32 protein-coding genes and 1 pseudogene are annotated in these 25198 nt (G+C 59.7%); 28 read left to right on the top strand and 5 right to left on the bottom strand.

The genetic code is table 11. The features are described from left to right. Positions 1 to 203 precede the first annotated feature (203 nt). The 23 genes and pseudogenes from PMI01S_RS22335 to recX all read left to right on the top strand — a co-directional run bounded on the left by PMI01S_RS22335 (position 204) and on the right by recX (position 16971). Positions 204 to 389 carry a Com family DNA-binding transcriptional regulator gene (locus tag PMI01S_RS22335; RefSeq protein ID WP_084322298.1) on the top strand — a complete coding sequence of 62 codons (186 nt, stop codon included), beginning with the start codon at positions 204 to 206 and terminating at the stop codon, positions 387 to 389. A gap of 9 nt (positions 390 to 398) precedes the next feature. Next, positions 399 to 1268 (top strand): putidacin L1 family lectin-like bacteriocin, encoded by an 870-nt coding sequence (locus PMI01S_RS22340; protein WP_084322299.1) that lies wholly within the window; start codon positions 399 to 401, stop codon positions 1266 to 1268. A 96-nt stretch (positions 1269 to 1364) separates the two neighbouring features. After that, positions 1365 to 1712: a phage holin family protein gene (locus PMI01S_RS22345; protein ID WP_084322300.1), complete on the top strand. Its 348-nt coding sequence runs from the start codon at positions 1365 to 1367 to the stop codon at positions 1710 to 1712. A gap of 87 nt (positions 1713 to 1799) precedes the next feature. Next, the gene (locus PMI01S_RS22350; protein WP_084322301.1) at positions 1800 to 2324 is read left to right on the top strand and encodes a hypothetical protein; all 525 of its coding nucleotides are present in this window, start codon (positions 1800 to 1802) and stop codon (positions 2322 to 2324) included. 3 nt (positions 2325 to 2327) lie between these two features. Beyond that, entirely contained in the window at positions 2328 to 2939 is a 612-nt protein-coding gene (locus PMI01S_RS22355; protein ID WP_084322302.1) for a phage baseplate assembly protein V, read from the top strand. A 10-nt stretch (positions 2940 to 2949) separates the two neighbouring features. After that, positions 2950 to 3282, top strand: coding sequence for a phage baseplate protein (locus PMI01S_RS22360; protein WP_084322303.1), 333 nt, complete (start codon positions 2950 to 2952; stop codon positions 3280 to 3282). Next, positions 3279 to 4274 (top strand): baseplate J/gp47 family protein, encoded by a 996-nt coding sequence (locus PMI01S_RS22365; protein ID WP_084322304.1) that lies wholly within the window; start codon positions 3279 to 3281, stop codon positions 4272 to 4274. The genes PMI01S_RS22360 and PMI01S_RS22365 overlap by 4 nt, the downstream gene beginning before the upstream one ends. Beyond that, positions 4271 to 4906 carry a phage tail protein I gene (locus PMI01S_RS22370; RefSeq protein ID WP_084322305.1) on the top strand — a complete coding sequence of 212 codons (636 nt, stop codon included), beginning with the start codon at positions 4271 to 4273 and terminating at the stop codon, positions 4904 to 4906. Before PMI01S_RS22365 ends, PMI01S_RS22370 begins: the two co-directional genes overlap by 4 nt. Next, positions 4907 to 6118: pseudogene (locus PMI01S_RS22375) on the top strand (phage tail-collar fiber domain-containing protein); the annotation flags it as partial. Between the two features lie 278 nt (positions 6119 to 6396). Then, positions 6397 to 7098 carry a tail fiber assembly protein gene (locus PMI01S_RS22380; RefSeq protein ID WP_084322307.1) on the top strand — a complete coding sequence of 234 codons (702 nt, stop codon included), beginning with the start codon at positions 6397 to 6399 and terminating at the stop codon, positions 7096 to 7098. 101 nt (positions 7099 to 7199) lie between these two features. After that, complete coding sequence (locus PMI01S_RS22385; RefSeq protein ID WP_084322308.1) at positions 7200 to 7409, top strand: hypothetical protein; 210 nt, start codon at positions 7200 to 7202, stop codon at positions 7407 to 7409. Between the two features lie 2 nt (positions 7410 to 7411). Continuing rightward, a complete protein-coding gene (locus tag PMI01S_RS22390) occupies positions 7412 to 8578 on the top strand; it encodes a phage tail sheath protein (RefSeq protein WP_084322309.1) in 1167 nt (388 codons plus the stop codon). Beyond that, the gene (locus tag PMI01S_RS22395; protein WP_084322310.1) at positions 8578 to 9084 is read left to right on the top strand and encodes a phage major tail tube protein; all 507 of its coding nucleotides are present in this window, start codon (positions 8578 to 8580) and stop codon (positions 9082 to 9084) included. Before PMI01S_RS22390 ends, PMI01S_RS22395 begins: the two co-directional genes overlap by 1 nt. A 162-nt stretch (positions 9085 to 9246) precedes the next feature. Next, positions 9247 to 9831, top strand: coding sequence for a phage tail assembly protein (locus tag PMI01S_RS22400; RefSeq protein WP_084322311.1), 585 nt, complete (start codon positions 9247 to 9249; stop codon positions 9829 to 9831). Between the two features lie 128 nt (positions 9832 to 9959). After that, entirely contained in the window at positions 9960 to 12020 is a 2061-nt protein-coding gene (locus tag PMI01S_RS22405) for a phage tail tape measure protein (protein ID WP_084322312.1), read from the top strand. Next, complete coding sequence (locus PMI01S_RS22410) at positions 12020 to 12403, top strand: phage tail protein (RefSeq protein WP_084322313.1); 384 nt, start codon at positions 12020 to 12022, stop codon at positions 12401 to 12403. Before PMI01S_RS22405 ends, PMI01S_RS22410 begins: the two co-directional genes overlap by 1 nt. Beyond that, positions 12396 to 12608, top strand: coding sequence for a tail protein X (locus tag PMI01S_RS22415; protein ID WP_084322314.1), 213 nt, complete (start codon positions 12396 to 12398; stop codon positions 12606 to 12608). Before PMI01S_RS22410 ends, PMI01S_RS22415 begins: the two co-directional genes overlap by 8 nt. 9 nt (positions 12609 to 12617) lie before the next feature. Continuing rightward, complete coding sequence (locus tag PMI01S_RS22420; RefSeq protein WP_084322315.1) at positions 12618 to 13634, top strand: contractile injection system protein, VgrG/Pvc8 family; 1017 nt, start codon at positions 12618 to 12620, stop codon at positions 13632 to 13634. Between the two features lie 63 nt (positions 13635 to 13697). Beyond that, complete coding sequence (locus tag PMI01S_RS22425; RefSeq protein WP_084322316.1) at positions 13698 to 14261, top strand: glycoside hydrolase family 19 protein; 564 nt, start codon at positions 13698 to 13700, stop codon at positions 14259 to 14261. Next, on the top strand, positions 14243 to 14779 hold the full coding sequence (locus tag PMI01S_RS22430; RefSeq protein WP_084322317.1) for a lysis system spanin subunit: 537 nt from the start codon (positions 14243 to 14245) through the stop codon (positions 14777 to 14779). The genes PMI01S_RS22425 and PMI01S_RS22430 overlap by 19 nt, the downstream gene beginning before the upstream one ends. 79 nt (positions 14780 to 14858) lie before the next feature. Then, complete coding sequence (locus PMI01S_RS22435) at positions 14859 to 15359, top strand: CinA family protein (RefSeq protein ID WP_084322327.1); 501 nt, start codon at positions 14859 to 14861, stop codon at positions 15357 to 15359. Between the two features lie 83 nt (positions 15360 to 15442). Further along, complete coding sequence (gene recA / locus PMI01S_RS22440; RefSeq protein ID WP_017336758.1) at positions 15443 to 16495, top strand: recombinase RecA; 1053 nt, start codon at positions 15443 to 15445, stop codon at positions 16493 to 16495. 8 nt (positions 16496 to 16503) lie between these two features. Continuing rightward, complete coding sequence (recX, locus tag PMI01S_RS22445; protein ID WP_084322318.1) at positions 16504 to 16971, top strand: recombination regulator RecX; 468 nt, start codon at positions 16504 to 16506, stop codon at positions 16969 to 16971. Between the two features lie 44 nt (positions 16972 to 17015). On the opposite strand, the gene PMI01S_RS22450 is transcribed toward recX, so the two are convergent. Beyond that, positions 17016 to 18134, bottom strand: a complete 1119-nt coding sequence (locus tag PMI01S_RS22450) for an LOG family protein (protein ID WP_084322319.1) — start codon at positions 18132 to 18134, stop codon at positions 17016 to 17018. Positions 18135 to 18500: 366 nt separating this feature from the next. Here PMI01S_RS22450 and PMI01S_RS22455 point away from each other — a divergent pair, with 366 nt between their 5' ends. After that, the gene (locus PMI01S_RS22455; RefSeq protein ID WP_084322320.1) at positions 18501 to 18701 is read left to right on the top strand and encodes a hypothetical protein; all 201 of its coding nucleotides are present in this window, start codon (positions 18501 to 18503) and stop codon (positions 18699 to 18701) included. Position 18702: 1 nt separating this feature from the next. Here PMI01S_RS22455 and PMI01S_RS22460 read toward each other — a convergent pair whose 3' ends face one another. Beyond that, positions 18703 to 19128, bottom strand: a complete 426-nt coding sequence (locus tag PMI01S_RS22460; RefSeq protein WP_084322321.1) for a PA3611 family quorum-sensing-regulated virulence factor — start codon at positions 19126 to 19128, stop codon at positions 18703 to 18705. A gap of 186 nt (positions 19129 to 19314) precedes the next feature. On the opposite strand from PMI01S_RS22460, the gene PMI01S_RS22465 reads away from it, so the two are divergent. The 3 genes from PMI01S_RS22465 (at position 19315) to PMI01S_RS22475 (ending at position 21368) form a co-directional block, all read left to right on the top strand. Next, positions 19315 to 20058 carry a tRNA-uridine aminocarboxypropyltransferase gene (locus tag PMI01S_RS22465; RefSeq protein ID WP_084322322.1) on the top strand — a complete coding sequence of 248 codons (744 nt, stop codon included), beginning with the start codon at positions 19315 to 19317 and terminating at the stop codon, positions 20056 to 20058. A gap of 221 nt (positions 20059 to 20279) precedes the next feature. Beyond that, the gene (erdR, locus tag PMI01S_RS22470; protein WP_017336764.1) at positions 20280 to 20930 is read left to right on the top strand and encodes a response regulator transcription factor ErdR; all 651 of its coding nucleotides are present in this window, start codon (positions 20280 to 20282) and stop codon (positions 20928 to 20930) included. 75 nt (positions 20931 to 21005) lie between these two features. Next, a complete protein-coding gene (locus tag PMI01S_RS22475; RefSeq protein WP_008030027.1) occupies positions 21006 to 21368 on the top strand; it encodes a diacylglycerol kinase in 363 nt (120 codons plus the stop codon). Here PMI01S_RS22475 and PMI01S_RS22480 read toward each other — a convergent pair. Next, positions 21365 to 22291, bottom strand: a complete 927-nt coding sequence (locus PMI01S_RS22480; RefSeq protein ID WP_084322323.1) for a LysR family transcriptional regulator — start codon at positions 22289 to 22291, stop codon at positions 21365 to 21367. The two genes, PMI01S_RS22475 and PMI01S_RS22480, sit on opposite strands and share 4 nt — an antisense overlap. Positions 22292 to 22413: 122 nt before the next feature. Here PMI01S_RS22480 and fpr point away from each other — a divergent pair, with 122 nt between their 5' ends. Beyond that, positions 22414 to 23193 carry a ferredoxin-NADP reductase gene (gene fpr, locus PMI01S_RS22485; protein WP_003443014.1) on the top strand — a complete coding sequence of 260 codons (780 nt, stop codon included), beginning with the start codon at positions 22414 to 22416 and terminating at the stop codon, positions 23191 to 23193. Between the two features lie 182 nt (positions 23194 to 23375). Here the strand turns inward: fpr and tsaA are convergent, their stop codons facing one another. Beyond that, positions 23376 to 24074 carry a tRNA (N6-threonylcarbamoyladenosine(37)-N6)-methyltransferase TrmO gene (gene tsaA / locus PMI01S_RS22490; protein ID WP_084322324.1) on the bottom strand — a complete coding sequence of 233 codons (699 nt, stop codon included), beginning with the start codon at positions 24072 to 24074 and terminating at the stop codon, positions 23376 to 23378. Between the two features lie 185 nt (positions 24075 to 24259). Then, positions 24260 to 25030, bottom strand: a complete 771-nt coding sequence (locus PMI01S_RS22495; protein ID WP_084322325.1) for an SDR family oxidoreductase — start codon at positions 25028 to 25030, stop codon at positions 24260 to 24262. Positions 25031 to 25198: the final 168 nt, after the last annotated feature.

Genomic DNA, 25198 nt, shown 5'->3' on the forward strand with positions numbered 1-25198 from the left:
GCAGTTATCCGGCGGGCAGGGACCGCGGTCGGAAAAACAATCTGAATGGACCCGTACCGCGCCAGTAGCGCCGAAAGGTCAACGCGAAGGATCGCATTACTGAAAAGCCCGGTTAGCGCCGGGCTTTTTGGAATGCCTACCTCGACCGAGGTCTGTCGACCTCGACGACAACAAGGATTCGACAGAAGCCAGGAGGCATCGCGATGTTGAAAGATTGCAGATGTGGGCAGTGCAAAAGACTTCTCGCCCGAGTGGGTGAGTACACCGAGCTCCAGATCAAATGTTCCCGCTGCGGAACATTGAATCACGTGAAGGCCGCGAGCCATGAGCGATCGCCGTTGAGCGACATGAACGCGCAATCCTGCGCACAAAACCATTCGACTCAATAGGTGACAAAAATGGCAGGACCACTAGGACCACCCCGTATCCAGTTCACAAACAATGGCAGCCCGGTGTTGCCGCCGCGCAACTCGATGAGCCCGGGGCAGTATCTCGAATCGCCGAGCAAGCGGTTCAAACTGCTGCTGCAACCGGACATGAACCTGGCGCTCTACGATAATGGCGCACTGGCCTGGGTAGCTGACGGTAACGCTTACACGAACACACTGAATCCTGTAGCAGCGGTGCCCAACTGTTTCTACGTGTATTACAGCGGTGTTCTTGTAGACCACACCCGTAACCGTTGCTGGACCACGGTCAATACAACGGCAATGGACAGTGTAGAGGCAGCCGCCAATCGCACTTATCTTCAGGTGCAGGACGATGGCAACATCGTGATCATCGACTCGCAGACGCTCTGGAATGGCACTCCGTCGATTCCTGTCGTGACGGGCAGTGCCGCAGTGATATTCCCTGGGCCATCGGAGTTGGTCAGAGGACAGCCTTACTTTGCCGGTGACGGCGCCATCATCTTCCAGGGCGATGGCAACGTTGTGAACTACGGCCCGAACTGGAGTGTTCGCTGGGCCAGTTACACGCAGAACAAAGGCGCGGTGAAGGCAGTGTTCCAGGCGGACGGCAACTTCGTTGTTTATGCAGCGAATGACGTTCCGCTGTGGAACTCGGGAACCGGTGGCCGTCCGGGAGCTTCTTTGCGCCTTCAACCCAATGGCAGCCTGGCGGTCGTCCAGGATGTGCCTGTCTGGGCGCGTTTCGGCTATACGCCAACCATTCGCGCCCGAAAAATCTATTATCCGGACACCACAAGTCCCGAGCATAACGGTACTGCACCGTATCCAACTTACGGTCATATCGGTTGGGAGTTTTAAGGGTAGAGCCAAGGACTCCCTGCCAGGTGGCAGGGCGTCTTTTTATTGCGCAGGACTTTTTCATTTTTGGGCCATTCACCCCCCAGGAGGCGTGACATGACAAACGAGCAACAAGCGTTGCTGGACATGCCGATCTGGCTGGTCATCGTGCTCGCCTTGATGGGCGGGGTGTCTGGCGAAATGTGGCGCGCCGATAAGGAGGGCGCCCGTGGCTGGTCATTGCTGCGGCGTCTGGCCTTGCGTTCCGGGGCCTGCATGATCTGTGGGGTCTCGGCCATCATGCTGCTGTACGCCGCCGGCATGTCGATCTGGGCGGCCGGCGCGTTCGGTTGCCTCACGGCGATGGCCGGCGCCGATGTCGCCATCGGCCTTTACGAACGCTGGGCGGCCAAGCGGATCGGCGTGTGCGAAGTGCCGCCGCGTGATTCTCGTCCGGATCAATAACACCAACACCTTTGCCGTTCTGGCAACGCCGGCACGCTGCATCCCTCGCGCAGCGGAACGCTTCAATATTTCAACTGGAAGCCCCTTATGTCCCCCGACATCGATAAGCCGTCGCGGCTGTTGTTTGCCATTGCCGAAGCGCTGCGTTCGGCTGGCCTGGGTTTGAAGGTCGGAGGTCGTCAGGACTTCGACGGCACGTTCGATCAGGCGTGGGTCCTGATCGCCATCGAACGCAATGCACCCGGCGAGCGCGCCCATGACGGGCGGATCGCCCATGTTTTGACGGTCTCGCTGCAAGTCATTGTGTCGCCAACGCTGAGTAACCCGGGATTGGCCGCTGGCGATCTGGCGAGCGTACTCAAGGGATTGGCCACGGATAACCGCTGGGGCCTGCCGGGGAACCAATGCGACCTGCCCATGAACATCGATGCCTTGCCGTCGACGCTCATCAGCGGTTCGCAGGAGTACCTCGCCTGGACCCTCTCCTTTACCCAGACGATTTACCTCGGCGCATTGCTGCTGGAGGACCCGCTGGGCATCCCGAAATTCGCCAAAACCTGGGAGGTCTCGAACATCGACGACCCGGACCAATACACCGCACTCGAGGGCTGAGCCATGTTCGATGCGCTTTTACGTCAGCAACTCGGCCCGATCATTGAGCGCCTGGCCGAGATGGAGGCTGAACTTGAAGACTTGCACCGGCGAACCGACAGCCTGTGTCGTATCGGCGTGTGCCAGGAAGTCGATGCGGCCACTAACACGTGCCGGGTCAGACACGGTGAATTGCTGTCCCCGGCGATCCGCTTTTTCAACCCCAGCGCCGGGGCGCAACGCGAGTCGCGGATCCCCTCGGTCGGCGAGCAATGCCTGTTGCTCAACCATGGCGGCGGCGAGGGCAGCGCTCAATCCGTGGCGTTGTTCGGGCTTAACGGCAATCAGTTTCCCCCCGCTTCGACACAGGCCTCGCTGACGCGTCGCCTCTATCTGGACGGCACTGAAAGCGGTTACGACGACGCCCGTCACGCCTTGCACTGGAAGAACGGCCCGGCTGCGTTCACTGGCTCTCGCGAAGCGCTCGAGTTGAATCTCGGCCCGGCGAGCCTTGCGATCACGCCTGAGGCCATCGAATTGCAACTGGGCGCGGTCGGCTTGCGACTCGACGCTTCCGGTGTGCACCTGAGCGGCCCGGTGGTGGACCACCAGGGACGCGTCATCAGTACCGCATAAAGAGTTTCCCATGATCGGAATCGATAGAAACACCGGGGCGGCGGTCGACGACTGGCCGCAGTTTGTGCAGCGCGCGACCCGGGCGCTGACCACGCCGTTGGGCACACGTCAGAAGCGTCCTTTGTATGGCTCGATGATCCCGGACCTGCTGGGTCGCAACCTCGGCGACGACCTGCTGATCCTTGCCCAGAGCCATGCGGCGCAGGCGTTTTACAACGAGCAGAACGGCATCAGTGATTTCCAGCCGCAGGCCATTGTCGCCGGCCGGCGAGGCGCCGGGCTGGTGTTGCGATTCGCCGGCACCTGGAAAAACCGCAGCCAGACCTTCGAGGTGGTGACATGAGCATGTTGATCCCTGGCCAGAACCAGTTGGCCGAACCGTCGATCGTCACCGTCGAAGCGTTCGAGGATTTGCTCGCCGAGTTCAAGACATTTGTCGTCGAGTACGTCGGCGCCCGGTCTCCCGAGACGGCGGTGAAGCTCAAGGCCAGTCTTGAAAACGAAAGCGAGTTGCTGACCCTGGCCCTTGAGGCGTTTTGTGTGCGCCTGCAAATCCACGAACGAAAATACAACGCCCGCATCATGCAGATGCTGGCCTGGTGGGCGACCGGCAGCAATCTGGATGCTCGCCTCGCCGACATGGGGCTTGAGCGTCAACTGCTCGACCCGGGCGATCCGGCGGCATTCCCGCCGATTGCCCCCGTGTACGAGAGCGACGATGACGCCCGGTTGCGTTACTACCTGGCGCCGCATGCACCGGCCGCCGGTTCGCGCATGCAGTATCGCCGCGAGGTGTTCACCCTGGGCGAGCGTCCTGTGGTGAAGGTGGAAACGGCGGCGCCGGGGGAGGTGACGGTCACGTACACCTTCGATCCGGACGGCCATGCCGCACAGGTCAAGGACGGCAACGGGCGTCGCACGGCGCCCGGTGAGGTGATGGTCACGGTGCTTGCAAGGGAAGGCGATGGCACCGCGTCCGAAGAGCTGCTCGACGGTGTGCGCCAGCACTTCGCCCGGCCTGACGTCCGACCGGAAACGGATCGGGTCACGGTGCAGGGCGCTCACATCAAGAACTACAAAATCCGCGTCGTCGCGAGGATCAACGCCGGCCCGGATTCGGGGCTGACCAAAGTGGCCGCGCAACAGCAACTGCAAGCGTATGCCCAGAGTTGTCATCGCCTGGAAGGGCGGGTCGACCCGAGCTGGATCGACTACACGCTGCACAGCGCCGGCGCGGTTCAACTCGAGATTCTCGAACCGGTCGCGCCGATTGTGACGACCGCCTTCGAAGCGCCGTACTGCATGGGTGTCGAGGTCGAGGTGCTCACGCTATGAGTGACCAGACACCTCGTTCGAGCCTGTTGCCGTCCAACAGCTCGCCGCTGGAAAAAGCGCTGGATCTCGGTTTCGGCGCATTGCTTGATCGCATCACGCCGCCATTTCCCGAGCTGATGAACCCGAAGGCGACGCCGTTGGCGTTTCTGCCGTATCTCGCCGCGGATCGCGGTGTCAGCGAATGGAGCTCCGAGGCGGTCGAGGCGGAAAAGCGCCTGACGGTTGAATTCGCCTGGCCCACGGCGCGGCAGGCCGGGACGCGACAGGCGCTGGAAAACGCCGCGAAAGGATTGCGGTTGATGCCCGAAATCCGGGCTTGGTACGAGCAGACACCACCGGGTCAGCCTTACAGCTTTTCCGTCAGGGCGTTTACCGAGCAGCCCTACAGCGAAGAAATCGACGCACGTCTCGACCGGCGCCTGGCGGACGCCAAAAGCGAACGCGACATTCTGTCGGTGTCCGTGGGTTTGAGCGCATTTGGCAGTCATGTCATCGGCGCGGCGACGGTATGCGGCGAACTCACCACGGTGTATCCGATTGTCATCGAAGGGCTCGAAGCCTCGGGTCAGGCCTTTATGGCTGCCGGGCTCTACGCCGTCGAAACATCCACTATTTATCCTCAGGGGGCCTGAATGGCTGACTATTACACCCTGCTCACGAATGCAGGGATTGCCTACGAAACCGCCTGCAAGGCGGCGGGCGTGCCGATCAAGTTGTCGCAGATTTCGGTCGGTGACGGCGGCGGCGCGGTTTACAACCCGGCGGCGACCGCCACCGCGCTCAAACGGGAAGTGTGGCGCGGGCCACTGAATGCGCTGTTCCAGGATGAGAAAAATCCGAGCTGGTTATTGGCCGAAGTGACCATCCCGCCGGAAGAGGGCGGTTGGTATGTGCGTGAAGCGGGGCTCTGGACTGACACCGGGATTTTGTACGCCATCGTCAAATACCCGGAGTCGTTCAAGCCTGTGCTGGCAACGTCGGGTTCGGGGAAAGAGTTTTACATTCGCTCGATTTTCGAGACGAGCAATGCCTCTCTGGTGACGTTGTTGATTGACGACACTGTGGTCAAAGCGACCCGGGCATGGGTGATGGGGTATCTCGCCGATGAGTTGGCCAAGCTTGATGGCAAGCCGTCGGTTCGCGTGGTTGCCACTGGGAACATCGTATTAAACGGTGCGCAGCAGATTGATGGCGTCGCGGTGGTGTCTGGTCAGCGGGTGCTGGTGGCGGGCCAGGCGACGGCGAAAGATAACGGCATTTACGTTGCCGCCAATGGTGACTGGGTGCGCTCGGTCGATTCGAACACCAGCGCCAAAGTGACGCCGGGGCTGACCGTGATGGTCGAGGAGGGCACGGCGAACGGTGATTCGCTTTGGCACCTGGTCACGAATGGTCCGATCACGCTGGGCACTACTGCGCTGAGCTTTGAAATGCTGGCGGGTAGAACGGGGATTCAGGCGGGGGCTTACAAGAGTCTGACGGTTGATAAATACGGTCGCGCCATTGCGGGTGACAACCCTACCACCGTGGCGGGTTACGGATTGACCGATGTTTACACCAAAGCACAGGTCGAGGCATTTGCATTGAGTGTCGCGGGGGACCGGGTTGGCGAGGTCACGCACTTCGCAATGGTCACGCCGCCTGCCGGCTTTTTGAAGCGCAATGGGGCTGCGGTATCACGCACGACCTACGCCGCACTGTTCGCCAGAATCGGCACTTATTACGGCGTGGGGGATGGTGCGACCACGTTCAATTTGCCGGATTCCCGGGCTCATTTCGATCGAGCATTCGATGACGGGCGAAACGTCGACCCGGGTCGTGTTTTCGGTAGCGTCCAGGCGAGTCAGAACGCCGCTCACGTGCATACCGCCAGTGCGGCGGTCGCCGGCGCCCATACACACGGTATCTGGATCAACCTGGATCGGGGGCCAGGTACCGAAGGCAATGCGGTGTGGGGTGACGAGCCTTGGTACGGGTCTGCAGGAACCACCACCAGCTCAAACGGAGATCACACTCACGCGATCACCATTGCCAGTTCCGGTGGCACTGAAGCCCGGCCACTCAACACGGCGTTTCTTGCCTGTATCAAATATTGATCAGATCCCTATTGGAGTTTTTGAGAATGTCAGACGAACGCATTACCTCGAAAGGCGAGGTGTCCTGGTGGCTCGCTGATGAGGTCACGCCACCGACCATCTGCAATGTGCACCCCATTACTGGAGAGTTCATCGGCATTGGGATCGCGGACCCCAGCCCATTGGAACCTTTTACCTGGTTGATCCCTGCGCATGCTTATGAGTGCGAGCCGCCTGCGCTGGAGGCTGGTTATGCGGCAGTCAAGCTATCGGGCGAAGGCTGGAAGCAGGTCGCGGACCACCGCGGTTTGCCGGTCTACAGCACCGAGACCGGAGAGTCTCAAGTCTGGGAGCTGCTGGGCGACTTGCCTGAAGGTTTTACGCTTGAAGCCCCGGTGACCCGTTTCGATAAATGGCAGGACGATCACTGGTCCGTCGATGAAGTCGCGACGGCACGCGCACTGAAGAATAAGGCCGCCAAGAAGAAAACGTTGTTGACGCAATTCAGCGCAAACATGATTTCCACTTTGCAGAACGCGTTGGATCTGGAGATTGCCAATGAGCGCGAGGTTGCGGATCTCAAGTTCTGGAAAATCTACGGCGTCGAGCTGAATCGTGTCGATGTCGTTGGTCAGGCTCCGCAGGACAGCGAGTGGCCGACCAGTCCTAATGATGCCTTGGCGGCTGCCTGGCTTGTGTCTCAGGGCTTTGATGATCCACCTTTGGAAACCTTCATCACTCCCCAATAAACGCCCCGCACCGTCGGGGCGTTTTCTTTCCCGCAATACAACACACACAACACCCGACAGCCCCTTCTCAAAGGGGCTTTTTCGTTCAAGGAGAAACAGAAATGGCAGAACGCCAAACGTACACCGTGCTCCTCCCATTCCCCACCGGCGGAGGTCACTGGTCGAGCATCGGCCAGGAAATGCATCTGCTCGATGTGGAGGCCAGTGCGTTGCGCAGCGCTGGTCGTCTGGAGCTGAAAAAAACCGAGGCTGCCGAGACTGCCTCTACATCCACCGCGGCAAAAAAAGCCGCCGCCAAGAAGGCTGAATAACCATGGCTGAGGTTTTGAACTTCGAGCACAACGGCATTACCGTCAATGCCACCGAATCCCCCGAGGCCATGGGTGGCCAGGGTGACAACGTCATCGGTCTGATCGGCACCGCGCCGAAGGCTGATCCGTTGATTCCACGCAACGCGCCGTTTCGCATCAACAGCTTCACCACCCAGGCGCTGCTCGATCCGACCGGCACCGAGGCGGGTACGCTGTACCACGCGGTCTTCCAGATCCTGAAAGTGGTCAAGGTGCCGGTCTACGTGGTCATCGTCGAAGAGGGCGCGACCCCGGCCGACACCCTGAACAATGTGATCGGCGGCATCGATCCGCTGACCGGCCGCAAGCTCGGCCTCGCGGCATTGGGCAGCGTGCCTGAAGACCTGACCATCATCGGCGCGCCGGGCTTCACCAGCACCAAAGCCGTGGCCGGTGAGTTCGCGTCTTTCGGCAAGCGCATCAAGGCTCGTGTGGTGCTCGACGGCAAGGATGCCGCGGTCGCCGATCAGGTGACGTACAGCCAGGAACTGGGTGGCGCGGAACTGGGTTTCGACCGCTGCCTGCTGGTGCACAACATGCCGTCGGTGTACTCCAAGGCGGCGAAGAAAAACGTGTTCCTGTCACCGTCGAGCCTGGCCATCGCGGCCTTGGCCAAGGTCAAGCAATGGGAGAGCCCGGGCAATCAGGTGACCTTTGCCGAGGACGTTTCGCGGGTCGTGGAATACAACATCCTCGACACCTCCACCGAGGGCGATCTGCTCAACCGCTACGGCATCAGCTACTACGCCCGCACCATCCTCGGCGGCTTCTCGCTGCTGGGTAACCGCTCCATCACCGGCAAGTTCATCAGCTACGTCGGCCTCGAAGATGCGATCAGCCGCAAGCTGGTCAAGGCCGGCCAGAAAGCCATGGCCAAGAACCTGACCAAGTCGTTCATGGACCAGGAGGTCAAGCGCATCAACGACTGGCTGCAAACCCTGGTCGCCGACGAAACCATTCCCGGCGGCAGCGTGTACCTGCACCCGGAATTGAACAGCGTCGAGAAGTACAAGAACGGCACCTGGTACGTGGTCATCGACTACGGCCGCTACGCGCCGAACGAACACATGGTTTATCAACTCAATGCCCGCGATGAAATCATCGAGCAGTTCCTGGAGGACGTTCTCTAATGTTTACCAACCGCGTAAGACAGGCCATCGCGGCCACCCTGCAAGGCCTGCCGTTGTCGGCGACGGTGGAAGAGTTCACCCCGCCGAAGATCGAGTTCGAGATGGAGAACATGGTCGGCGGGCGCTTCATCGGCGAGGAAATGGCCAAGAGCGGCAAAGCCCTCACCGCCACGCTCAAGCTGCAAGGCGTGGGCGCAGAAGTCATGCTCGCCCTGGGCGTGAAACTGGGCGACGACATTTTGCTGAACGTCCGTGAGGCCGGTCAGGATCAGGATGGCAACACCTGGTTCACCTACCACACCGTCGGCGGCAAGCTGAAGTCCCTGGCTGAGACGGCGCTCAAAATGAATGACAAACCGACCACCACGCTTGAGCTGTCCTGCCGCACCTACAACCGCCTGGAAAACGGCATCCCGGTGATCGACATCGACGTGCGCACGCAGAAGTTCGTGCTCAACGGCATCGACATTCTCGGCGACGCCCGTCGCGCGGTGTTGATCCCTTAATTCGCTCGGCGAGCACCGAACTCATGTGGGAGCGGGCTTGCTCGCGAACGCGGATTGATAGTCAAAGTAAAGGTCGACTGACACTCCGCCTTCGCGAGCAAGCCCGCTCCCACAAGGTGCAATGCGTAACGCCTTCTCATGATTCACCAAGGAATTCATTTCATGTCCTGGACACCTCCTGTTCACGCCTTGTTGTCGCCGATCACCGCCGACGATCAGTCGTCGATCGAGCAGATTCAGCTCAAACCGCTGTACTACGCCGCACAGAAAGAAGCCCTGGCCCGTGCCGGCGATGATGAGGACGATCAGTTCTTCGAACTGGCGCTGCTGGCCACCGGACTGTCGGTCAAGGAACTCGATCAACTCAAACGCCCGGACTACGTGAGCATCGCGCAGTACGTGCATGACATGTCGACCTTGCCGACGTCGCATTTCCTTGAACAAGCGGACGAGGGTGAACAACCGTCGGCCGATCCCGACGAAGTGAGCTTGCTGCAACCGCTCGCCGTGGCGGGTCGAACCCTGACCACGCTGACCCTGGAAATGCCGGTGCTGCGTGCGACCAAGGCGATGAAAAAACTCAAGACCGCCAAGGAGCGCGCCGAATTCATCACGGCCCATTGCACCGGCCTGATGCTGCCCGATCTGGCCAGTTTGACCGTGCCTGACTGGACACAGCTTCAGGTACGCATCGACGATTTTTTAAACAAACCGGCGGCCTTCTTTCGGAGCGCGACATCGAAGTAATCCTCGATGTGGTGCCGCTCATTTACCCGATAAGTGAAGCGGACATTCTGGAATGGGACGTCGGCAAGGCCTTGCGCCGCTACGACATTGCGATCACTCGCCTTGGCGTGAAACAGGAGTAGAGCGGGATGGCAGACAGTCAATATCAGCTGTCCGGAGCAGCGATGAACAGCGTCGTGCTGCCGCAATCCGGCAGCACGAATGAAGTGGTCGGGCTGGGTGGTCTCAAGGATCATTTCACCCAACTGAGTCTGGACTTGGCCACGGCCAGTCTCGACATCCGTTTGTTGGTAGCGGAGCAGGTAAAGCTCCGTGAAACACTGGCATTGTTGAACACGTCGCAGCAGTCGCTGCTCAAGGCAAGCGCACCGCTGCCCGTGTCGGGCGGTGAGACAAAGTCAGCGCTCAAGGCTGAGATTGAGCAGCGCTCGCCTCCCGACGACTTGAAGTCGGCGATGGCGTTGCAGACGGCCATGGTCGATCTCAATCTGAAAGTGAAGCTGGACCCGGATGACCTTCAAGCGCTGTCCGTAGACAATCAGAAGCTGGCCAGCGACAAACAAATCGCCCCCAGCGGCGCTACGCCAGTGCAGCTGGCGCAGGCTGAATTGGCGGCGGTCAACGCGGGGCTGGTCAAGGTCGTCAAACCGGAGGACCTGAAGCAAACGCTGGCCGATTTCGCCCGCGACAGTGGCGTCATGGCGTCGGCGTACAAGATTGACATCAAAGAGGCCGGCGCGATCATGACCGGCTGGCGCACCACGTTGGGCCTTGATCGCGAAAAAAGTCTCGACTTGGGCAACGCCGCCACCCGCCTTGGCGCCAGTATCAATTTGAATGCCTCCGCGACAGACATCGGCTCGGTCGTCCAGCGCGGCGGCAAGGAGGGTTTTGCGGCGGGCATGACGCCAGAGCAGGTGGCGGCAATTGCGGCGGCCCTGCTGAATGCATCTGTGGGCAAGGACGAGGCCGGCGCCTCGTTGAAAACGCTCGGCACTGCTTTCGGCAAGGGCAGCAACGCTACGGCAGAGCAGCGAACAGCCTGGGCGCAACTTGATATCGAGCCGGGCGCACTGGTCAGCAGAATGCGCACGGATGCGTCGGGGGCGATCAAGGATGTGCTGGCGGCGCTGAAGAACAAGCCTGCCGAACAACAGACCTCATTGATCAAGACGCTGTTTGAGGGTGATGAAGGCATCCGCAAGTTGGTGATGGCGCCTCAGGATCTGAACACGGCGTTCACGGTGGCCTCTGGCGAGGGCTCGATGGCGCAGACCGCCGAAGTCCGAGGCAACACCTCGCAAGCACGCTGGAATGCGCTGGATGCGAGTTTGACCCGTCTCGATACGGCGATTGCCAACGCGGTGTCTCCGTTTACCGACCTTGCAATGCTGAGTGCCGGTAAAGTGATCAGCGGCTTTGGTGCGGTAGTTGAAACGTTACCGAAAGTCGCTGCTGCATTGACGTTGCTCGGCGCCGCGCTCACGACTCCGTTACGCGGGGCTATCTTGAGCAAACTGGTATCCGTTGCGTCTTCTACCGCCACGGAGCTTCTGAAACCGGACGCTGCCATCCAGCCACAACTGGGTTCAGATAACGCCAGAACCTCTCGTCCTACGATGCGCAATCGACTGGTCACCTCTGCGGCCAGAGCCAAGTCTTTCACTGGCAGGCTGGGTGTTCCTCTGGCGATCGCCACGGTGGCTTACGACGGGATCAAAGCGTTGATGGCGGGCGATTATAAAGCGGCTGCCGGTGCTGCCGGATCGGGCGCTGGCGCACTGGCCGGTGGTTATGCCGGTGCTGCAACAGGCGCCATGATCGGCAGTTTCATCCCTGTTCCCGTTCTGGGTACTGCTGTGGGTGGCCTCATCGGCGGCCTCGTAGGCAGCTACTTCGGCAGCAGCCTGGGAGAAGAGGCAGGCGAAACCCTTTACACCGCAGCCGATCGACTTCAGTCACCCGACCAGGTCAGCAAAGACCTGACCAGCGCTACGGCAGACAACCGACAGGTCAACTATTCGCCGCTGATCCAGATCAGCGGCGCCGATCCGACGGACACCGAGCGTCTGATTGAAAAGATCATGGCGAATCTGCGCCTGCATTTTAACGGCGAGTTCATGCCGTTGATGATGACCAATCCGCTCGCCGTGCGAAGTGACGCGGCCCTGACCGATGGAGGTACGTAATGCGTCAGCAAATGGCGTTGGGCAATTTCATTTTTGGCCTGTCCAGAAACTTCGCCTACAGCTCGTTGGCGCGTACCTCGGACGGCGGCTGGAAGAACATCGACATCCTTACCAGCAAACCCAAATCCAGCCAGACCGGCCAAGGCCTGCAGGGGCTGACGATCACGGGGAAATCGATGTACGCGACGGCCATGGATCGGCTCGATGAGCTGCGTGCATTGCAGGCGCAGCGCATCCCTGTGCCGCTGGTGGATGGCATCGGTCGCAACTGGGGGCTTTGGCAGATCAACAAGATCTCGGAAAACCAAGAAGGCGTCATTGATGACGGCACCGCGATGGTGGTCGGCTGGGTGATCGAATTGATGGAGTTCGCCAATGCGTAGAGTTCGAAGTATTGCCGGTGATTCGGTGAGTCTGTTGTTGTACCGCGAGATCGAGCGTTGCGACGATGTCGCCGAGGAAGCACTGTGGCGTCTCAACCCGCTGCTGGCTGAACAGGGGCCCGTGTTGCCGGCGGGGGTGTGGGTTGCCTTGCCGGAACTGGACTCGAAACCCATCGCACCCACACCGGTCTCGGCCTGGGAATAAGGAGGCACCATGTCACTGGGTTTCACTCCCTCGGTGGAAATTTACGGCGCGAACGCGGTACTGCTCAACGAGCGATTGATTTCGTGGCAACACATCGACGCAGCCGGGATCGAGTCCGATCAATTGACGCTCACGATCGATTTGGAGGGGCTCGACGGGCTGCCGAGCCTCGGCGGAAAAGTCGGTCTCAGGGTCGGATACCTGGAGTCGGGTCTGATCGACAAAGGCCAATTCGTTATCACGCGGCGCACGCCGACGTTGTTTCCCCTGCGTCTGACGCTGGTGGCCACGGCGGCGCCATTCAGTGCGGCGGATCAAACAGGGTTCAAACAGCGTCGCTCCGTCAGCCACGGTCCGACGACCCTGGGCGCACTGTTTCGCCAGCTAACGTCCAGGCATGGTTTTTCCCCTCGTGTTGCCCCCGATCTGGCACTTATCAAGATTGAACACGTAGATCAATCGAACGAAACCGACATGGGTTTTCTGACGCGACTTGCCTACCTTCATGACGCCGTCGCCAAACCGATCAACGAACTGTATGTGCTGGCGCGGCGCGGTCAGGCGAAATCATTGTCGGGCAAGGTGCTGCCAGACATTCAGTTGTCGGTGACGACCAACAATCGACCCGGCGATCATGCCTTCATTTCTGCCACGCTGGATGAAACCAGCCGAGCCAAATATCAAGGGTGCAGGACCAGTTGGTGGGATGCGGCGGCTGGCAAAGTGCGTGTCGAGGAGAGCGGCATCGCACCGTTCAAGACAATCCGCCAGCGCTATCACAGCGCAGACGAAGCGCGGGCCGCCGGTGAAGGCGAAGTGCGTCGGATGATGCGTGAAGCGCTGAAAGTGAAGATCGAGTGCCCCGGTCATCCGGGGTTGGCTGCCGAAGGCCTGGTGTTGCTGGATACGACCTGGCCGGACTTTATGCGCGGTTGCTGGTCGATTGACAAGGTCACGACCAGTGGCAGTCGCCAGAACAGCTATCGCTGCTCGATCGAGGCGACTTGCCTGGACGCCCGGTCATAGCCTGCGGCCCGAATTCAATCTGAAACCCCGGGGCCCCGACGGTTGCCTCGCTCAAGGGATGCGATGACGATTACACAATCACAACTGCAAAAAATCATGCCCAACGCCCGCAGCCAAGCGGGCGTTTTCATTTCTGCTCTCAACGCCGCCATGGCTCGCTACAGAATCGGCACCCCAAAACGCATTGCTGCTTTTCTGGCGCAAGTGGGGCACGAATCGGGCCAGTTGCGGTACGTACGCGAACTCGGCAGTAACCAGTATTTGAGCAAATACGACACGGGCCTGTTGGCCACTCGTTTGGGTAATACCTTGGCACTCGACGGCGACGGTCAAAAGTACCGCGGTCGTGGTCTGATTCAGATTACCGGCCGCCACAATTACCAACAGTGCAGCCTCGGATTGTTCGGCGACGAGCGTCTGCTCCAGTTGCCGGAACTGCTGGAACAGCCGCAATGGGCCGCCGAATCCGCCGCCTGGTTCTGGGCGCAAAACGGCCTCAACGAGCTGGCTGATCGTGACCAGTTCAACAGCATCACCCGCCGGATCAACGGTGGCCTCAATGGACTGCAGAACCGTCTGCAGCTGTGGGCGCGGGCGAGGGCGGTGTTATGCCAGCCTTCGGTTTGATCCCGGTGTCTTGGCGGGTGATTGGCGTTGTTGTGTTACTGGCTGTGTTGGCCGGTGGCTCGGCGGCGTTGGCCTGGCGATTTCAGGAGGGGCGTTACGGGCGGCAACTGGCGGAACAGGCCAGGGCGCACGCCGAGACGCTCAACCAACTGACTCTGGCGGCCGCCGCCCGACAACAGGCCGAGCAGGACAAGCGGCTGACGCTGGAGCAACAACTGTCGGTCAGCGAACAAACCCATTATCGAGCGCTTAGCGATGCCCAACGTGATCAAGGTCGCTTGCGCGATCGTCTTGCCACTGCTGATGTGCGGCTGTCAGTCCTCCTCAATGCCAGCGACACTTCCATCGGCTGCACAGTGCCAACCGCCCCCGGTGCCAGCGGCGTGGATCATGGCACCCTACGAGCCCGACTTGACCCGACGCATGCTCAACGAATTATCGCCATCACCGACGCCGGCGACCGTGCGCTGATTGCCTTGCAGGCTTGTCAGGCCTACATCCGGGCGCTCGGCCGCTAACATTTTGATCGATCCTGTAACTTGCAAGCGCGATCCGCTCGTGTACGGTAGTCCCATTCCGCCCGCTCAGGAGATGACCGTGAAAGAAATCACCCAACTGGCCGCTGAACTTGGCCGGCGCCTGCAGGTTCTCAATGCTCACGTCACGGCGGCCGAGTCCTGTACCGGCGGCGGCATTTGCGAGGCGATCACCCGTATTCCGGGGAGTTCGGCGTGGTTCGAGGCTGGTTATGTCACGTACTCCAACCGTCAGAAAACCGAGCAATTGAATGTCCCGGCCGAGTTGTTTAAGACGGCGGGGGCGGTCAGTCGCGAGGTGGTCGAGGCCATGGTGCGGGGCGCGCAGGAAAAAAGCCGGGCGCATTTTGCCGTGGCGGTCAGCGGTGTCGCAGGGCCGGACGGCGGTTCGCCGAGCAAGCCGGTGGGCACGGTCTGGCTGGCATGGGGCGTGGGGGAGCGGGTCTTCAGCGAGGTGCAGCACTTCCCCGGTAACCGCGACGAGGTTCGCCGACAAACGGTGAAGGCCGCGCTAGAGGGGCTGCTGCGTCATGCCTCTGGAGAAATCTCAAATCAGGGGTAGGCGATCCTGAATCGCTGTGGAATAATACTGGCTACTTATACAGGTGTTGGCCGTCAGGCCTTATTGATTACGTGAGGACTTTAATGGACGACAACAAGAAGAAAGCCTTGGCTGCGGCCCTGGGTCAGATCGAACGTCAATTCGGCAAGGGTGCCGTAATGCGTATGGGCGATCAGGACCGTCAGGCGATCCCGGCTATCTCTACTGGCTCTCTGGGTCTGGACATCGCGCTCGGCATTGGCGGTCTGCCAAAAGGTCGTATCGTCGAGATCTACGGTCCTGAATCCTCCGGTAAAACCACGCTGACACTGTCGGTGATCGCCCAGGCTCAAAAAGCCGGCGCGACCTGCGCATTCGTCGACGCCGAACACGCCCTCGACCCTGAGTACGCCGGCAAACTCGGCGTCAACGTCGACGACCTGCTGGTTTCCCAGCCGGACACCGGCGAGCAGGCCCTGGAAATCACCGACATGCTGGTGCGTTCCAACGCGGTTGACGTGATCATCGTCGACTCCGTGGCTGCCCTGGTACCGAAGGCTGAAATCGAAGGCGAAATGGGTGACATGCACGTGGGCCTGCAAGCCCGTCTGATGTCCCAGGCGTTGCGTAAAATCACCGGTAACATCAAGAACGCCAACTGCCTGGTGATCTTCATCAACCAGATCCGTATGAAAATCGGCGTGATGTTCGGCAGCCCGGAAACCACCACAGGTGGTAACGCGCTGAAGTTTTATGCCTCGGTTCGTCTGGACATCCGCCGTACCGGCGCTGTGAAAGAAGGTGATGAAGTCGTCGGTAGCGAAACCCGCGTCAAGGTCGTGAAGAACAAGGTCGCTTCGCCGTTCCGCCAGGCCGAGTTCCAGATTCTCTACGGCAAGGGCATCTACCTCAATGGTGAGATGATCGACCTGGGTGTTCTGCACGGTTTCGTCGAGAAGTCCGGTGCCTGGTATGCCTACGAAGGCACCAAGATCGGTCAGGGCAAGGCCAACTCGGCCAAGTTCCTGGCGGACAACCCGGAAATCGCCGCGAAACTTGAGAAGCAACTGCGCGACAAGCTGCTGACTCCAGCGCCGGACGTCAAAGCATCGCCAGTCAAAGAGACTGAAGATGACCTGGCTGACGCTGATATCTGATTGATCCGATGACCGCCGTACTCGATACACTCGTCGCAGTGCGGCGAACCGCAATGGACCTGCTCGCACGACGCGAGCATGGTCGAGTCGAGCTGACGCGTAAACTGCGTCAGCGCGGCGCCCTCCCTGAAATGATCGACACAGCACTCGACCGCTTGACGGAAGAGGGTCTGTTGTCCGAATCCCGTTACCTCGAAAGCTTCGTTTCCTACCGTGCCCGTTCCGGCTATGGCCCCTTGCGTATTCGTGAAGAGTTGAGCCAGCGTGGTCTGCAACGCAACGACATCGAGCTCGCATTACGCGAAAGCGGTATCAACTGGCAGGAACAACTGGAAGACACCTGGCGGCGCAAGTTTTCCGGGCATTTACCGATAGACGCCCGGGAGCGCGCTAAACAAGGGCGGTTCCTGAGTTATCGGGGCTATTCCATGGAAATGATCAGCCGCTTGTTCAGCGGCCGAGGGATGGACGATTGACTGAAACGGCTCGCTATTTCGATAGCGGGCCGTTTTTTTTTGCCTCACGTAACCTTTGACGGTTCCCGCGTGCGTTGCTGCGCCTGAGGTTTGGGCTGCGCCCAGTTTTCCGGCAAGTTGATGTAGTCCACCAGTTCCCGCAGGCGTCCATGGTCACGGGCGTTAAAGGTGAAGGCCAGACGTGCAAGATGGCTGAACTGCGGCTCGTCGTGCTCCTCACCGCTGTAGACATGCTGATGGAAGTGATCGCTCAGGCACAGGTCGGCAAACGCATGCTGCATGTGTGCCAGCGCATCGTCACTGAGCTGGTGATTCATGCGGATCACGAACTGATGCTTGAGCCAGCGACTGGAGTGGAAGTTGCTGTAGAACTGATTGATCTGCTCCACCGCCTCTTCGGCGCTATAGACCAGGCTCACCAGCTTCATGTCGGTGGGCAGGATGTAGCGATTTTCTTCCAGTTGATTGCGGATGAAGTCCAGGGCGCCTTGCCAGAACTTGCCTCCCGGAGCGTCCAGCAGCACCACTGGCACCAGCGGGCTTTTACCGGTCTGGATAAGCGTCAGCACTTCCAGCGCCTCGTCCAGCGTACCGAAACCACCAGGGCACAAGACCAGCGCATCGGCTTCTTTAACGAAGAACAGCTTGCGGGTAAAGAAGAAGTGGAACGGCAGCAGATTGGCGGTGCCATTCACGGTGGGATTGGCATGCTGCTCAAAGGGCAGGGTGATGTTGAATCCCAGGCTGTGTTCCAGGCCGGCGCCTTCGTGGGCGGCGGCCATGATGCCGCCGCCGGCACCGGTGATCACCATCAGGTCCGAGCGCGCCAGCGCGGCGCCGAGTTCTCGGGCCAAGCCGTACAGCGGGTGTTCTATCGGTGTGCGGGCCGACCCGAATACCGTGACTTTGCGCCGTCCCCGGAACTGTTCGAGCACACGGAAGGCGTGTTCGAGTTCGCGCAGGGCTTGCAGGGTGATCTTGGCGTTCCAGCGGTTGTGGTCTTCCTGGGCCATGCGCAGCACGGTCAGGATCATGTCGCGGTAAATTGGAATGTTCGGGCTGTTGGGTGAAACCAGGTTGAGTTGTTCTTCGACCTTGCTGATGAGGTCGTGGCCGCTTTCTTCGAAATGACGGCTCAGGAGGTCATTCGGTTGGTAAGGCATCAACTTCTCCTTCCATACAGGCTCTGTTGTTCCTTTGGATGAAGGAAACATTCGCATCAGAAAACGCAAACCAGGCAGCCCCTTTTCTGCCCTGAAAAGTGAACGGGAACACTATGAATCTAGACCCTCACGGTGTTTTTCGCTGACTTGATCATTGCGCTGCAAAGTCTTTCCTGGCAACCGCTTATTGACGATTTGCAAGGTGATTTCACCGCTCGTCTGAACGCGCGCCGAGTGCCCGACACTCTGATTTACTGAATGACAGGTGTAACACAACAACTTTGCGTCAATGGCAGGGCGCACGGCACAAGCGGTTCAAGGATTTTGTCGCTCAAACAAGGGCGAGGTGCAAGGAGGCGGGATGCTATGGCCAGAGTCATTCTGGAGATCGATACGCAACTGTATCGATTATTGAAGTCATCGGCCGAGACCAATCATTTGAGTCTTGAAGAGGAGTGCTGCCGGCGTCTGGAGGGCGCCGAGCGGCGCTCGCGCTATTTGCAGGCGCTCCTGGCAGAACTGCGCGCCGACGATGAACAGCGGCGCGCCAATTCCCATTCCCGTTGAATTACTTTTTCTTCGCCGGTGTGGCTTTCGGGCAATCCGATTCCTGATAGCTGGCGGAGCCGACTGAGCGGTTGGTCTTCACCTCCGTGAAGTCATAACGCATGACCGCGCCCTTGGCCATCAGTTTGCGGTACGAGGGGTTGTTGCACACAGAGGCGCCAAGCTGGAAATACACGGCTTTCGGGTCAGCCCGCATCTTGTTGGCGTGGCTGCTTTGCACGCTCAGGTGATTGATCAATACATTGCCTTCGACGGTGTAGCCCTGATCGAGGATGTCTTCGTTGATCGCCCGTGGCGTGCCGACGCTGCTTTGGGCAGCGACGTTTCGCAGCTCTCTGTTGAGATTCTGCTCACTCAAGGACGCAGCTTGAGCGTTGAAGGACGACGCCAGCAGAATGGCAGCGGTGGGAACGATAAGGCGCAACATGAAACTCTCCTGGTTCAGTGACTGGTGGTTCGACCCGTCACATGACTGTGCGTTCAGTGGTGGCGAATTATAGGGGAGCCCGTCTGGACGGTACAGGCTTGCGCCGGCCGCTCTGGTAAACTGCCGGCCTTTATTGCCCTGAGTGCTGCTCGTGTCGAGTTTTCCTGTCTGCCGGTGTTGCCCACGATGAACCACGCTCCCAACGCCGTAGCCCGTCTGCGCGATCAGCGCGAAGAAGAAGGCATCAAGCCGATTCAGGCCCGTGGCTGGAGGGCAACCCGCTGCCGTGCCTGCCGCGTGATCGAAAGCCACTGCCTGTGCGCGTGGCGTCCGCAGGTCGAGACCCGCTCTGGCGTGTGTCTGATCATGACCAACAAGGAAGTGTTCAAGCCGAGCAACACGGGGTGGTTGATCGCTGATGTGGTGCGCGACAACCATGCGTTCATCTGGTCGCGTACGGAAACCGATCCGCAGTTGCTGGCATTGCTCGCCGACCCGCAATGGCAACCGTATCTGGTCTTTCCCGGCGAGTATGTCGCGCCTGAGCGAGTGACGAACACGGTCGAAGTCGATGGCACCAAGCGGCCGCTGTTCATTCTGCTGGACGCGACCTGGACCGAAGCCCGGAAGATATTTCGCAAAAGTCCTTATTTTGATGCGCTGCCGATCCTGAGCCTGCTGCCCGATAAGCTTTCACGCTATCGGCTGCGCCGCTCGACCCGCAGCGAGCATTTGTGCACGGCCGAAGTGGCGGCGCTGTGCCTCGATCTGGCGGGAGATGTGGAAGCCGCGTCGGCACTGGACGCTTATTTCGACGTATTCAGCCAGCATTACCTCGATGCCAAACACCAACTGGAAATGAATGTTGCAACACCGGCACATGCCGAGCTGATGCCTTTCGTGCAGAACATCGCCACCGTCACGGCCTGATTGTCGCCCATACTGCAAAGAACTGTACCGGCCAAGCACCTTGACCACCCCGGCTTCGCTGGGCATGCTTGGCGCCGATTAGGGCGCGGCCGCAGTTTGATTCGCCGCTTCTTTACGTGAAAAGCTACGTGGATTGCCACGTGATTGGCGTTGAACGTGCCCTGCCGGTGCAGCTCCCTGGCTGTGCCTTGAGTTGTTAGAAGAACAGGATCATTTGAAAAATGGCCACATACGAAATCCTGATTGCCGATGACCACCCTCTTTTTCGTAGCGCCCTGCATCAAGCGTTGACGCTGGGCCTTGGCCCGGACGTCCGTCTGGTGGAAGTGGCGAGCATTGCCGAGCTGGAAACCCGCCTGGACGAAAAGTCCGACTGGGATCTGGTGCTGCTGGACCTGAACATGCCGGGGGCCTACGGTTTTTCCGGGCTGGTGCTGTTACGCGGTCAGTACCCGCAGATTCCGGTGGTGATGGTGTCGGCCCAGGAAGAAGCCTCGATCATGGTGAAGTCCCGTGAGTTCGGGGCCAGTGGTTTCATTCCTAAATCGAGTGACCTGAGCGTTATCCAGAAAGCCGTACGTGCGGTGCTGGATGGCGATGTGTTCTGGCCGCCCCAGGCGTTCGAAGCTGTCAGCGTTTCCGATGAAGCCAAGGCCGCCAGCGAAGGCCTTGCCAGCCTGACGCCTCAACAGTTCCGGGTGTTGACCATGGTCTGTGAAGGTCTGCTGAACAAGCAGATTGCCTACGAACTGAGCGTGTCCGAAGCAACAATCAAGGCGCACGTCACGGCGATTTTCCGTAAGCTGAATGTGCGGACCCGGACCCAGGCGGCTTTGCTCCTGCAACAACTTGAGTCAATTTCAAGCCACTAAGGATTGGCGTCTTCACGCTTTTTTGACTTTCGTTGATCTAGCTTTCCCACTCCTTTTTGGTCAGTTGCCACTTCTATGTCCCCTTTTAAAGGCCAGACCGGCCTGAAACGCATCCTCAACGCTTCCGGTTATTCGCTGGACGGCCTACGCGCAGCCTTCACCGGCGAAGCGGCTTTTCGGCAACTGGTGTTGCTCAATGTCATCCTGATTCCGATTTCGTTCTTTTTGAACGTCAGCCGCGTCGAGCAAGCGTTATTGATTGCCGTCTGCCTGTTGGCATTGATCGTCGAATTGCTCAACTCGGCAGTGGAAGCGGCCATCGACCGCATTTCCCTCGAGTTGCACCCGCTGTCCAAGAACGCCAAGGACATGGGCAGCGCCGCACAACTCGTGGCGTTGACCATGATCGCGCTGGTGTGGGCGGTGATCCTGCTTTAAGCGATGGTGGGCAGCACGATCTCGTCGCTGCGCTGAACCCCGGCGGTGAAGGCGCGGCACAGGTCGAGGAATTCGCGCATCGCTGACGTCTGGTATTTCTGTTTGTGCCAGATGAAATAGAACTGTCGCGCCAGGTCCAGGTCCGGCGTCTCTACCGGCACCAGGCTGCCGCGCCGGAACGCATCGCGCAGGGCCAGCCGCGAAATACAGCCAATTCCCAATCCTGACTCCACCGCGCGCTTGATGGCTTCGGTGTGTTCCAGCTCCAGGCGGATGTTCAATGCGCTGCGATGGTGACGCATGGCTTGATCAAAGGTCAGCCGCGTACCCGAGCCTTGTTCCCGCAGGATCCACGCCTCGTGGCTCAGCTCATCCATGGTCGCGGTGCCGCGAATAGCCAGCGGGTGCTGCGGCGCGCAAAACACCACCAGCTCATCCTCGACCCAGCTCTGCACTTCAATGTCCGGATGGCTGCAGTCACCTTCGATCAGACCCAGATCAATTTCATAGTGAGCGACTTGCTGCACAATGTTGGCCGTGTTCTGCACGTGCAGCTTCACCTGGCTTTCCGGATGGCGCTGCATGAAGCTGCCGATCAGCAGCGTTGCCAGGTAATTGCCGATGGTCAGGGTCGCGCCGACCGCCAGCGAGCCGAAACCGGACTTGCCGTTGAGCAGGTCTTCGATTTCCTTGGCCTGGTCGAGCAGCGCCACCGCTTGGGGCAACAGCTGTTTGCCGAGGGCGTTGAGGCTCAGCCGTTTGCCGGCGCGGTCGAACAGCTGGCAGCTGCACTGACGCTCTAGCTCGGTGATCGAGGTGCTCGCCGCCGATTGCGAAAGGTTGAGCGTCAGGGCAGCACGGGATACGCTTTCCTGCTGGGCGACGGCGACGAATACTTGAAGTTGACGGAGAGTAAATCGCATATCTATATAACCGATAACCCTTATCTTAATAATCCATTTAACAGATATTGTCGCTGCCATTAGAATGCGATGCAATTGCGCACATCATCGGCGCAGGCAAAATCTCCAGGAGTCCCACGTACATGAGCAACATGAACCACGAGCGTGTCCTCAGTGTTCACCACTGGAACGACACTCTGTTCAGCTTCAAGTGCACCCGCGATCCGGGCCTGCGCTTCGAGAACGGTCAGTTCGTGATGATCGGCCTGCAACAGCCCAACGGCCGGCCGCTCATGCGCGCTTACTCGATTGCCAGCCCGAACTGGGAAGAGCATCTCGAGTTCTTCAGCATCAAGGTGCCGGATGGTCCGCTGACTTCCCAGTTGCAGCATCTGAAGGAAGGCGACGAGATCATCATCAGCAAGAAGCCTACGGGCACGCTGGTACTGGACGACTTGAAGCCTGGCAAACATTTGTACCTGCTCAGCACCGGTACCGGTCTGGCACCGTTCATGAGCGTCATCCAGGACCCGGAAACCTACGAGCGTTTCGAAAAAGTGATCCTGTGCCACGGCGTACGTTACGTCAACGAAGTCGCTTACCGCGAATTCATCACCGAGCACCTGCCGCAGAACGAGTTCTTCGGCGAGGCACTGCGTGACAAGTTGATCTACTACCCGACCGTGACCCGTGAGCCGTTTGAGAACGAAGGTCGCCTGACCGACCTGATGCGTAGCGGCAAGCTGTTCAGCGACATCGGCCTGCCACCGATCAACCCGCAGGACGACCGCGCCATGCTGTGCGGCAGCCCGAGCATGCTCGACGAGACCAGCGAAGTGTTGAACAGCTTCGGCCTGAAAGTTTCGCCGCGGATGCGCGAGCCGGGTGATTACCTGATCGAGCGTGCGTTCGTCGAAAAGTGACCGTAGGTCACTTGTAGGAGCTGGCTTGCTAGCGATGGTCGTTAACGATGACGCGTTCCTTGCTGGTTGAATGCGGTGAGTTCAAGTTCATCGCTAGCAAGCCAGTTCCTACAATAGATATGTAGCGCAAAGAAAAGCCCGCATGGCCTGAGAAGGTCATGCGGGCTTTTTCGTTCCGGTGTTCAGACTTTCGCGGGAATGACTTCGAGAACGCGGATCAGCTCCGACGTCGGGTAATGCCACCGCACATCCACATCCCAGAACTGTGCCCCATACTCCCGCTCAGGCGCAGGCGTCTGGTACGCCGGGCGCGGATCCTGTGCCAGACATTGCTCGATCAGTTCTACCAGCGGTTCTTCAAGGCGCTGAGCATGCCCGTGCGCCTGCTCCAGCGCCGAATCCGTCCACTGCACGGGAATCAACGGCGGCGCAGCGCTGGCGATGCTATTGGAGGCCGTGTCGATGATGTCGGCGTAAGGCACGTAAGGTTTGATGTCGAGAATCGGCGTGCCATCCAGCAGGTCGATACCGGATATCCACAGGCGATTGGCTTCAACCTTGTCCAGCTTCACCACGGATTGGCCGATGCCATTGGGCCGATGCGTCGCGCGGGTGGCGAACACGCCCATGGACTTGTTGCCGCCGAGGCGAGGAGGGCGGACTTTCAGGCGTGGTTTTTCTTCCAGGGCCTGGTGAAACAGGAACAGAAGCCAGACGTGACTCACTTGCTCCAGCCCTTGCACCGCATCGCCCTGATCGAACGGCGCTACCAGCTCCAGTACGCCGCGAGCGGCGGGGGCCAGTTGCGGCTGGCGCGGGATGGCGAACTTCTCCTTGAAGCAGGAGCGCACGAAGCCGATGGGGGAAACGCTGTAGGTCATGGTTTGGGGTCGAGGCGGGAATGAAGCGGGCATGATAACCCGATCAACTCATGCATCGGTGGAGCCTGACAGGACGCCTTCGCGAGCAAGCCCGCTCCCACACTGGATTTATATCGGCCACAAAGGGTGTGGTCACAGGAGATCCAATGTGGGAGCGGGCTTGCTCGCGATGGCCGCGCCGCGGATTAGAGGCTGAACCCACCATCCAGCGGAATAATGTTCCCGGTCATATACGCCCCAGCGGTACTCGCCAGACTGATCGCCAGCGCCGCCATCTCTTCCTCCCGCCCCCAGCGCTTCATCGGAATCAGCGCTGTATCCTCCGCCAGCGCCTCCTCATCATTGCCAATGTGTTGTGTCATCTTGCTCGGGAAACGTCCCGGCGCAATCACGTTGACGTTGATGTGCTGGCTCACCAGCTCCCGCGCCAGAATCCGCGACAGTTGATGTAAGGCAGCCTTGCTCGGCCCGTAGGCATAAGCCTGTTCGCCGAAGGAAGAAATCCCCGCCACCGAGCCGATGTTGATGATCCGCGCCGGGCTCGCCTCCGTCCCGGCCTTGCGCAACAGCGGCAAGAACTGCTGGATGCAGTTGAATACCGAGGTCACGTTGAGCTGCATGACCTTTTCCCAGCCTTTGACCGGGTAGCTCTCCAGCGGCGCGCCCCAGGTGGTGCCGGCGTTGTTCACCAGAATGTCCAGATGGCTGATCTGTTCGCCCAGTTGCGTGGCGAGCTGAAGCACACCTTCTTCGGTGGCCAGGTTGGCCGCCACGCCGTGGCAGTGACCGAGGGCGCTCAACTCCTCGGCGGTTTGCAGGCAGGCTTGGGCATCCCGCGAGCAGACGTACACCGTAGCGCCGGCCTCGACATAAGCCTTGGCGATCATTTTGCCGATACCACGGGTGCCGCCGGTCACCAGAGCGGTGCGGCCTTGCAGGGAAAAGTACGGGTGCATGGCGAATCCTGAGAGCTGAGGGTGCATACACCCTAGTCGTCAGCCGCCGGAAGCGGAGCCACTATTTTTGCGCGGAATGGGGATTCATACAGCCGGGCCAGCGACGTTCAATTGTAGGCGCCGGATTGCTGGCGATGGCGTTCTCAAAATCGCTATCGCCAGCAAGCT

Origin of the sequence: Pseudomonas migulae NBRC 103157, from assembly GCF_002091715.1 — a bacterium.
GTDB lineage: Bacteria > Pseudomonadota > Gammaproteobacteria > Pseudomonadales > Pseudomonadaceae > Aquipseudomonas > Aquipseudomonas migulae_A.

Excerpts from the sequence above, each read along its gene's own strand:
- PMI01S_RS22335 (WP_084322298.1), top strand. The coding sequence starts at position 204 with ATGTTGAAAGATTGCAGATGTGGGCAGTGCAAAAGACTTCTCGCCCGA.
- PMI01S_RS22340 (WP_084322299.1), top strand. The coding sequence starts at position 399 with ATGGCAGGACCACTAGGACCACCCCGTATCCAGTTCACAAACAATGGC.
- PMI01S_RS22345 (WP_084322300.1), top strand. The coding sequence starts at position 1,365 with ATGACAAACGAGCAACAAGCGTTGCTGGACATGCCGATCTGGCTGGTC.
- PMI01S_RS22350 (WP_084322301.1), top strand. The coding sequence starts at position 1,800 with ATGTCCCCCGACATCGATAAGCCGTCGCGGCTGTTGTTTGCCATTGCC.
- PMI01S_RS22355 (WP_084322302.1), top strand. The coding sequence starts at position 2,328 with ATGTTCGATGCGCTTTTACGTCAGCAACTCGGCCCGATCATTGAGCGC.
- PMI01S_RS22360 (WP_084322303.1), top strand. The coding sequence starts at position 2,950 with ATGATCGGAATCGATAGAAACACCGGGGCGGCGGTCGACGACTGGCCG.
- PMI01S_RS22365 (WP_084322304.1), top strand. The coding sequence starts at position 3,279 with ATGAGCATGTTGATCCCTGGCCAGAACCAGTTGGCCGAACCGTCGATC.
- PMI01S_RS22370 (WP_084322305.1), top strand. The coding sequence starts at position 4,271 with ATGAGTGACCAGACACCTCGTTCGAGCCTGTTGCCGTCCAACAGCTCG.
- PMI01S_RS22380 (WP_084322307.1), top strand. The coding sequence starts at position 6,397 with ATGTCAGACGAACGCATTACCTCGAAAGGCGAGGTGTCCTGGTGGCTC.
- PMI01S_RS22385 (WP_084322308.1), top strand. The coding sequence starts at position 7,200 with ATGGCAGAACGCCAAACGTACACCGTGCTCCTCCCATTCCCCACCGGC.
- PMI01S_RS22390 (WP_084322309.1), top strand. The coding sequence starts at position 7,412 with ATGGCTGAGGTTTTGAACTTCGAGCACAACGGCATTACCGTCAATGCC.
- PMI01S_RS22395 (WP_084322310.1), top strand. The coding sequence starts at position 8,578 with ATGTTTACCAACCGCGTAAGACAGGCCATCGCGGCCACCCTGCAAGGC.
- PMI01S_RS22400 (WP_084322311.1), top strand. The coding sequence starts at position 9,247 with ATGTCCTGGACACCTCCTGTTCACGCCTTGTTGTCGCCGATCACCGCC.
- PMI01S_RS22405 (WP_084322312.1), top strand. The coding sequence starts at position 9,960 with ATGGCAGACAGTCAATATCAGCTGTCCGGAGCAGCGATGAACAGCGTC.
- PMI01S_RS22410 (WP_084322313.1), top strand. The coding sequence starts at position 12,020 with ATGCGTCAGCAAATGGCGTTGGGCAATTTCATTTTTGGCCTGTCCAGA.
- PMI01S_RS22415 (WP_084322314.1), top strand. The coding sequence starts at position 12,396 with ATGCGTAGAGTTCGAAGTATTGCCGGTGATTCGGTGAGTCTGTTGTTG.
- PMI01S_RS22420 (WP_084322315.1), top strand. The coding sequence starts at position 12,618 with ATGTCACTGGGTTTCACTCCCTCGGTGGAAATTTACGGCGCGAACGCG.
- PMI01S_RS22425 (WP_084322316.1), top strand. The coding sequence starts at position 13,698 with ATGACGATTACACAATCACAACTGCAAAAAATCATGCCCAACGCCCGC.
- PMI01S_RS22430 (WP_084322317.1), top strand. The coding sequence starts at position 14,243 with ATGCCAGCCTTCGGTTTGATCCCGGTGTCTTGGCGGGTGATTGGCGTT.
- recA (WP_017336758.1), top strand. The coding sequence starts at position 15,443 with ATGGACGACAACAAGAAGAAAGCCTTGGCTGCGGCCCTGGGTCAGATC.
- recX (WP_084322318.1), top strand. The coding sequence starts at position 16,504 with ATGACCGCCGTACTCGATACACTCGTCGCAGTGCGGCGAACCGCAATG.
- PMI01S_RS22450 (WP_084322319.1), bottom strand. The coding sequence starts at position 18,134 with ATGCCTTACCAACCGAATGACCTCCTGAGCCGTCATTTCGAAGAAAGC.
- PMI01S_RS22455 (WP_084322320.1), top strand. The coding sequence starts at position 18,501 with ATGGCCAGAGTCATTCTGGAGATCGATACGCAACTGTATCGATTATTG.
- PMI01S_RS22460 (WP_084322321.1), bottom strand. The coding sequence starts at position 19,128 with ATGTTGCGCCTTATCGTTCCCACCGCTGCCATTCTGCTGGCGTCGTCC.
- PMI01S_RS22465 (WP_084322322.1), top strand. The coding sequence starts at position 19,315 with ATGAACCACGCTCCCAACGCCGTAGCCCGTCTGCGCGATCAGCGCGAA.
- erdR (WP_017336764.1), top strand. The coding sequence starts at position 20,280 with ATGGCCACATACGAAATCCTGATTGCCGATGACCACCCTCTTTTTCGT.
- PMI01S_RS22475 (WP_008030027.1), top strand. The coding sequence starts at position 21,006 with ATGTCCCCTTTTAAAGGCCAGACCGGCCTGAAACGCATCCTCAACGCT.
- PMI01S_RS22480 (WP_084322323.1), bottom strand. The coding sequence starts at position 22,291 with ATGCGATTTACTCTCCGTCAACTTCAAGTATTCGTCGCCGTCGCCCAG.
- fpr (WP_003443014.1), top strand. The coding sequence starts at position 22,414 with ATGAGCAACATGAACCACGAGCGTGTCCTCAGTGTTCACCACTGGAAC.
- tsaA (WP_084322324.1), bottom strand. The coding sequence starts at position 24,074 with ATGACCTACAGCGTTTCCCCCATCGGCTTCGTGCGCTCCTGCTTCAAG.
- PMI01S_RS22495 (WP_084322325.1), bottom strand. The coding sequence starts at position 25,030 with ATGCACCCGTACTTTTCCCTGCAAGGCCGCACCGCTCTGGTGACCGGC.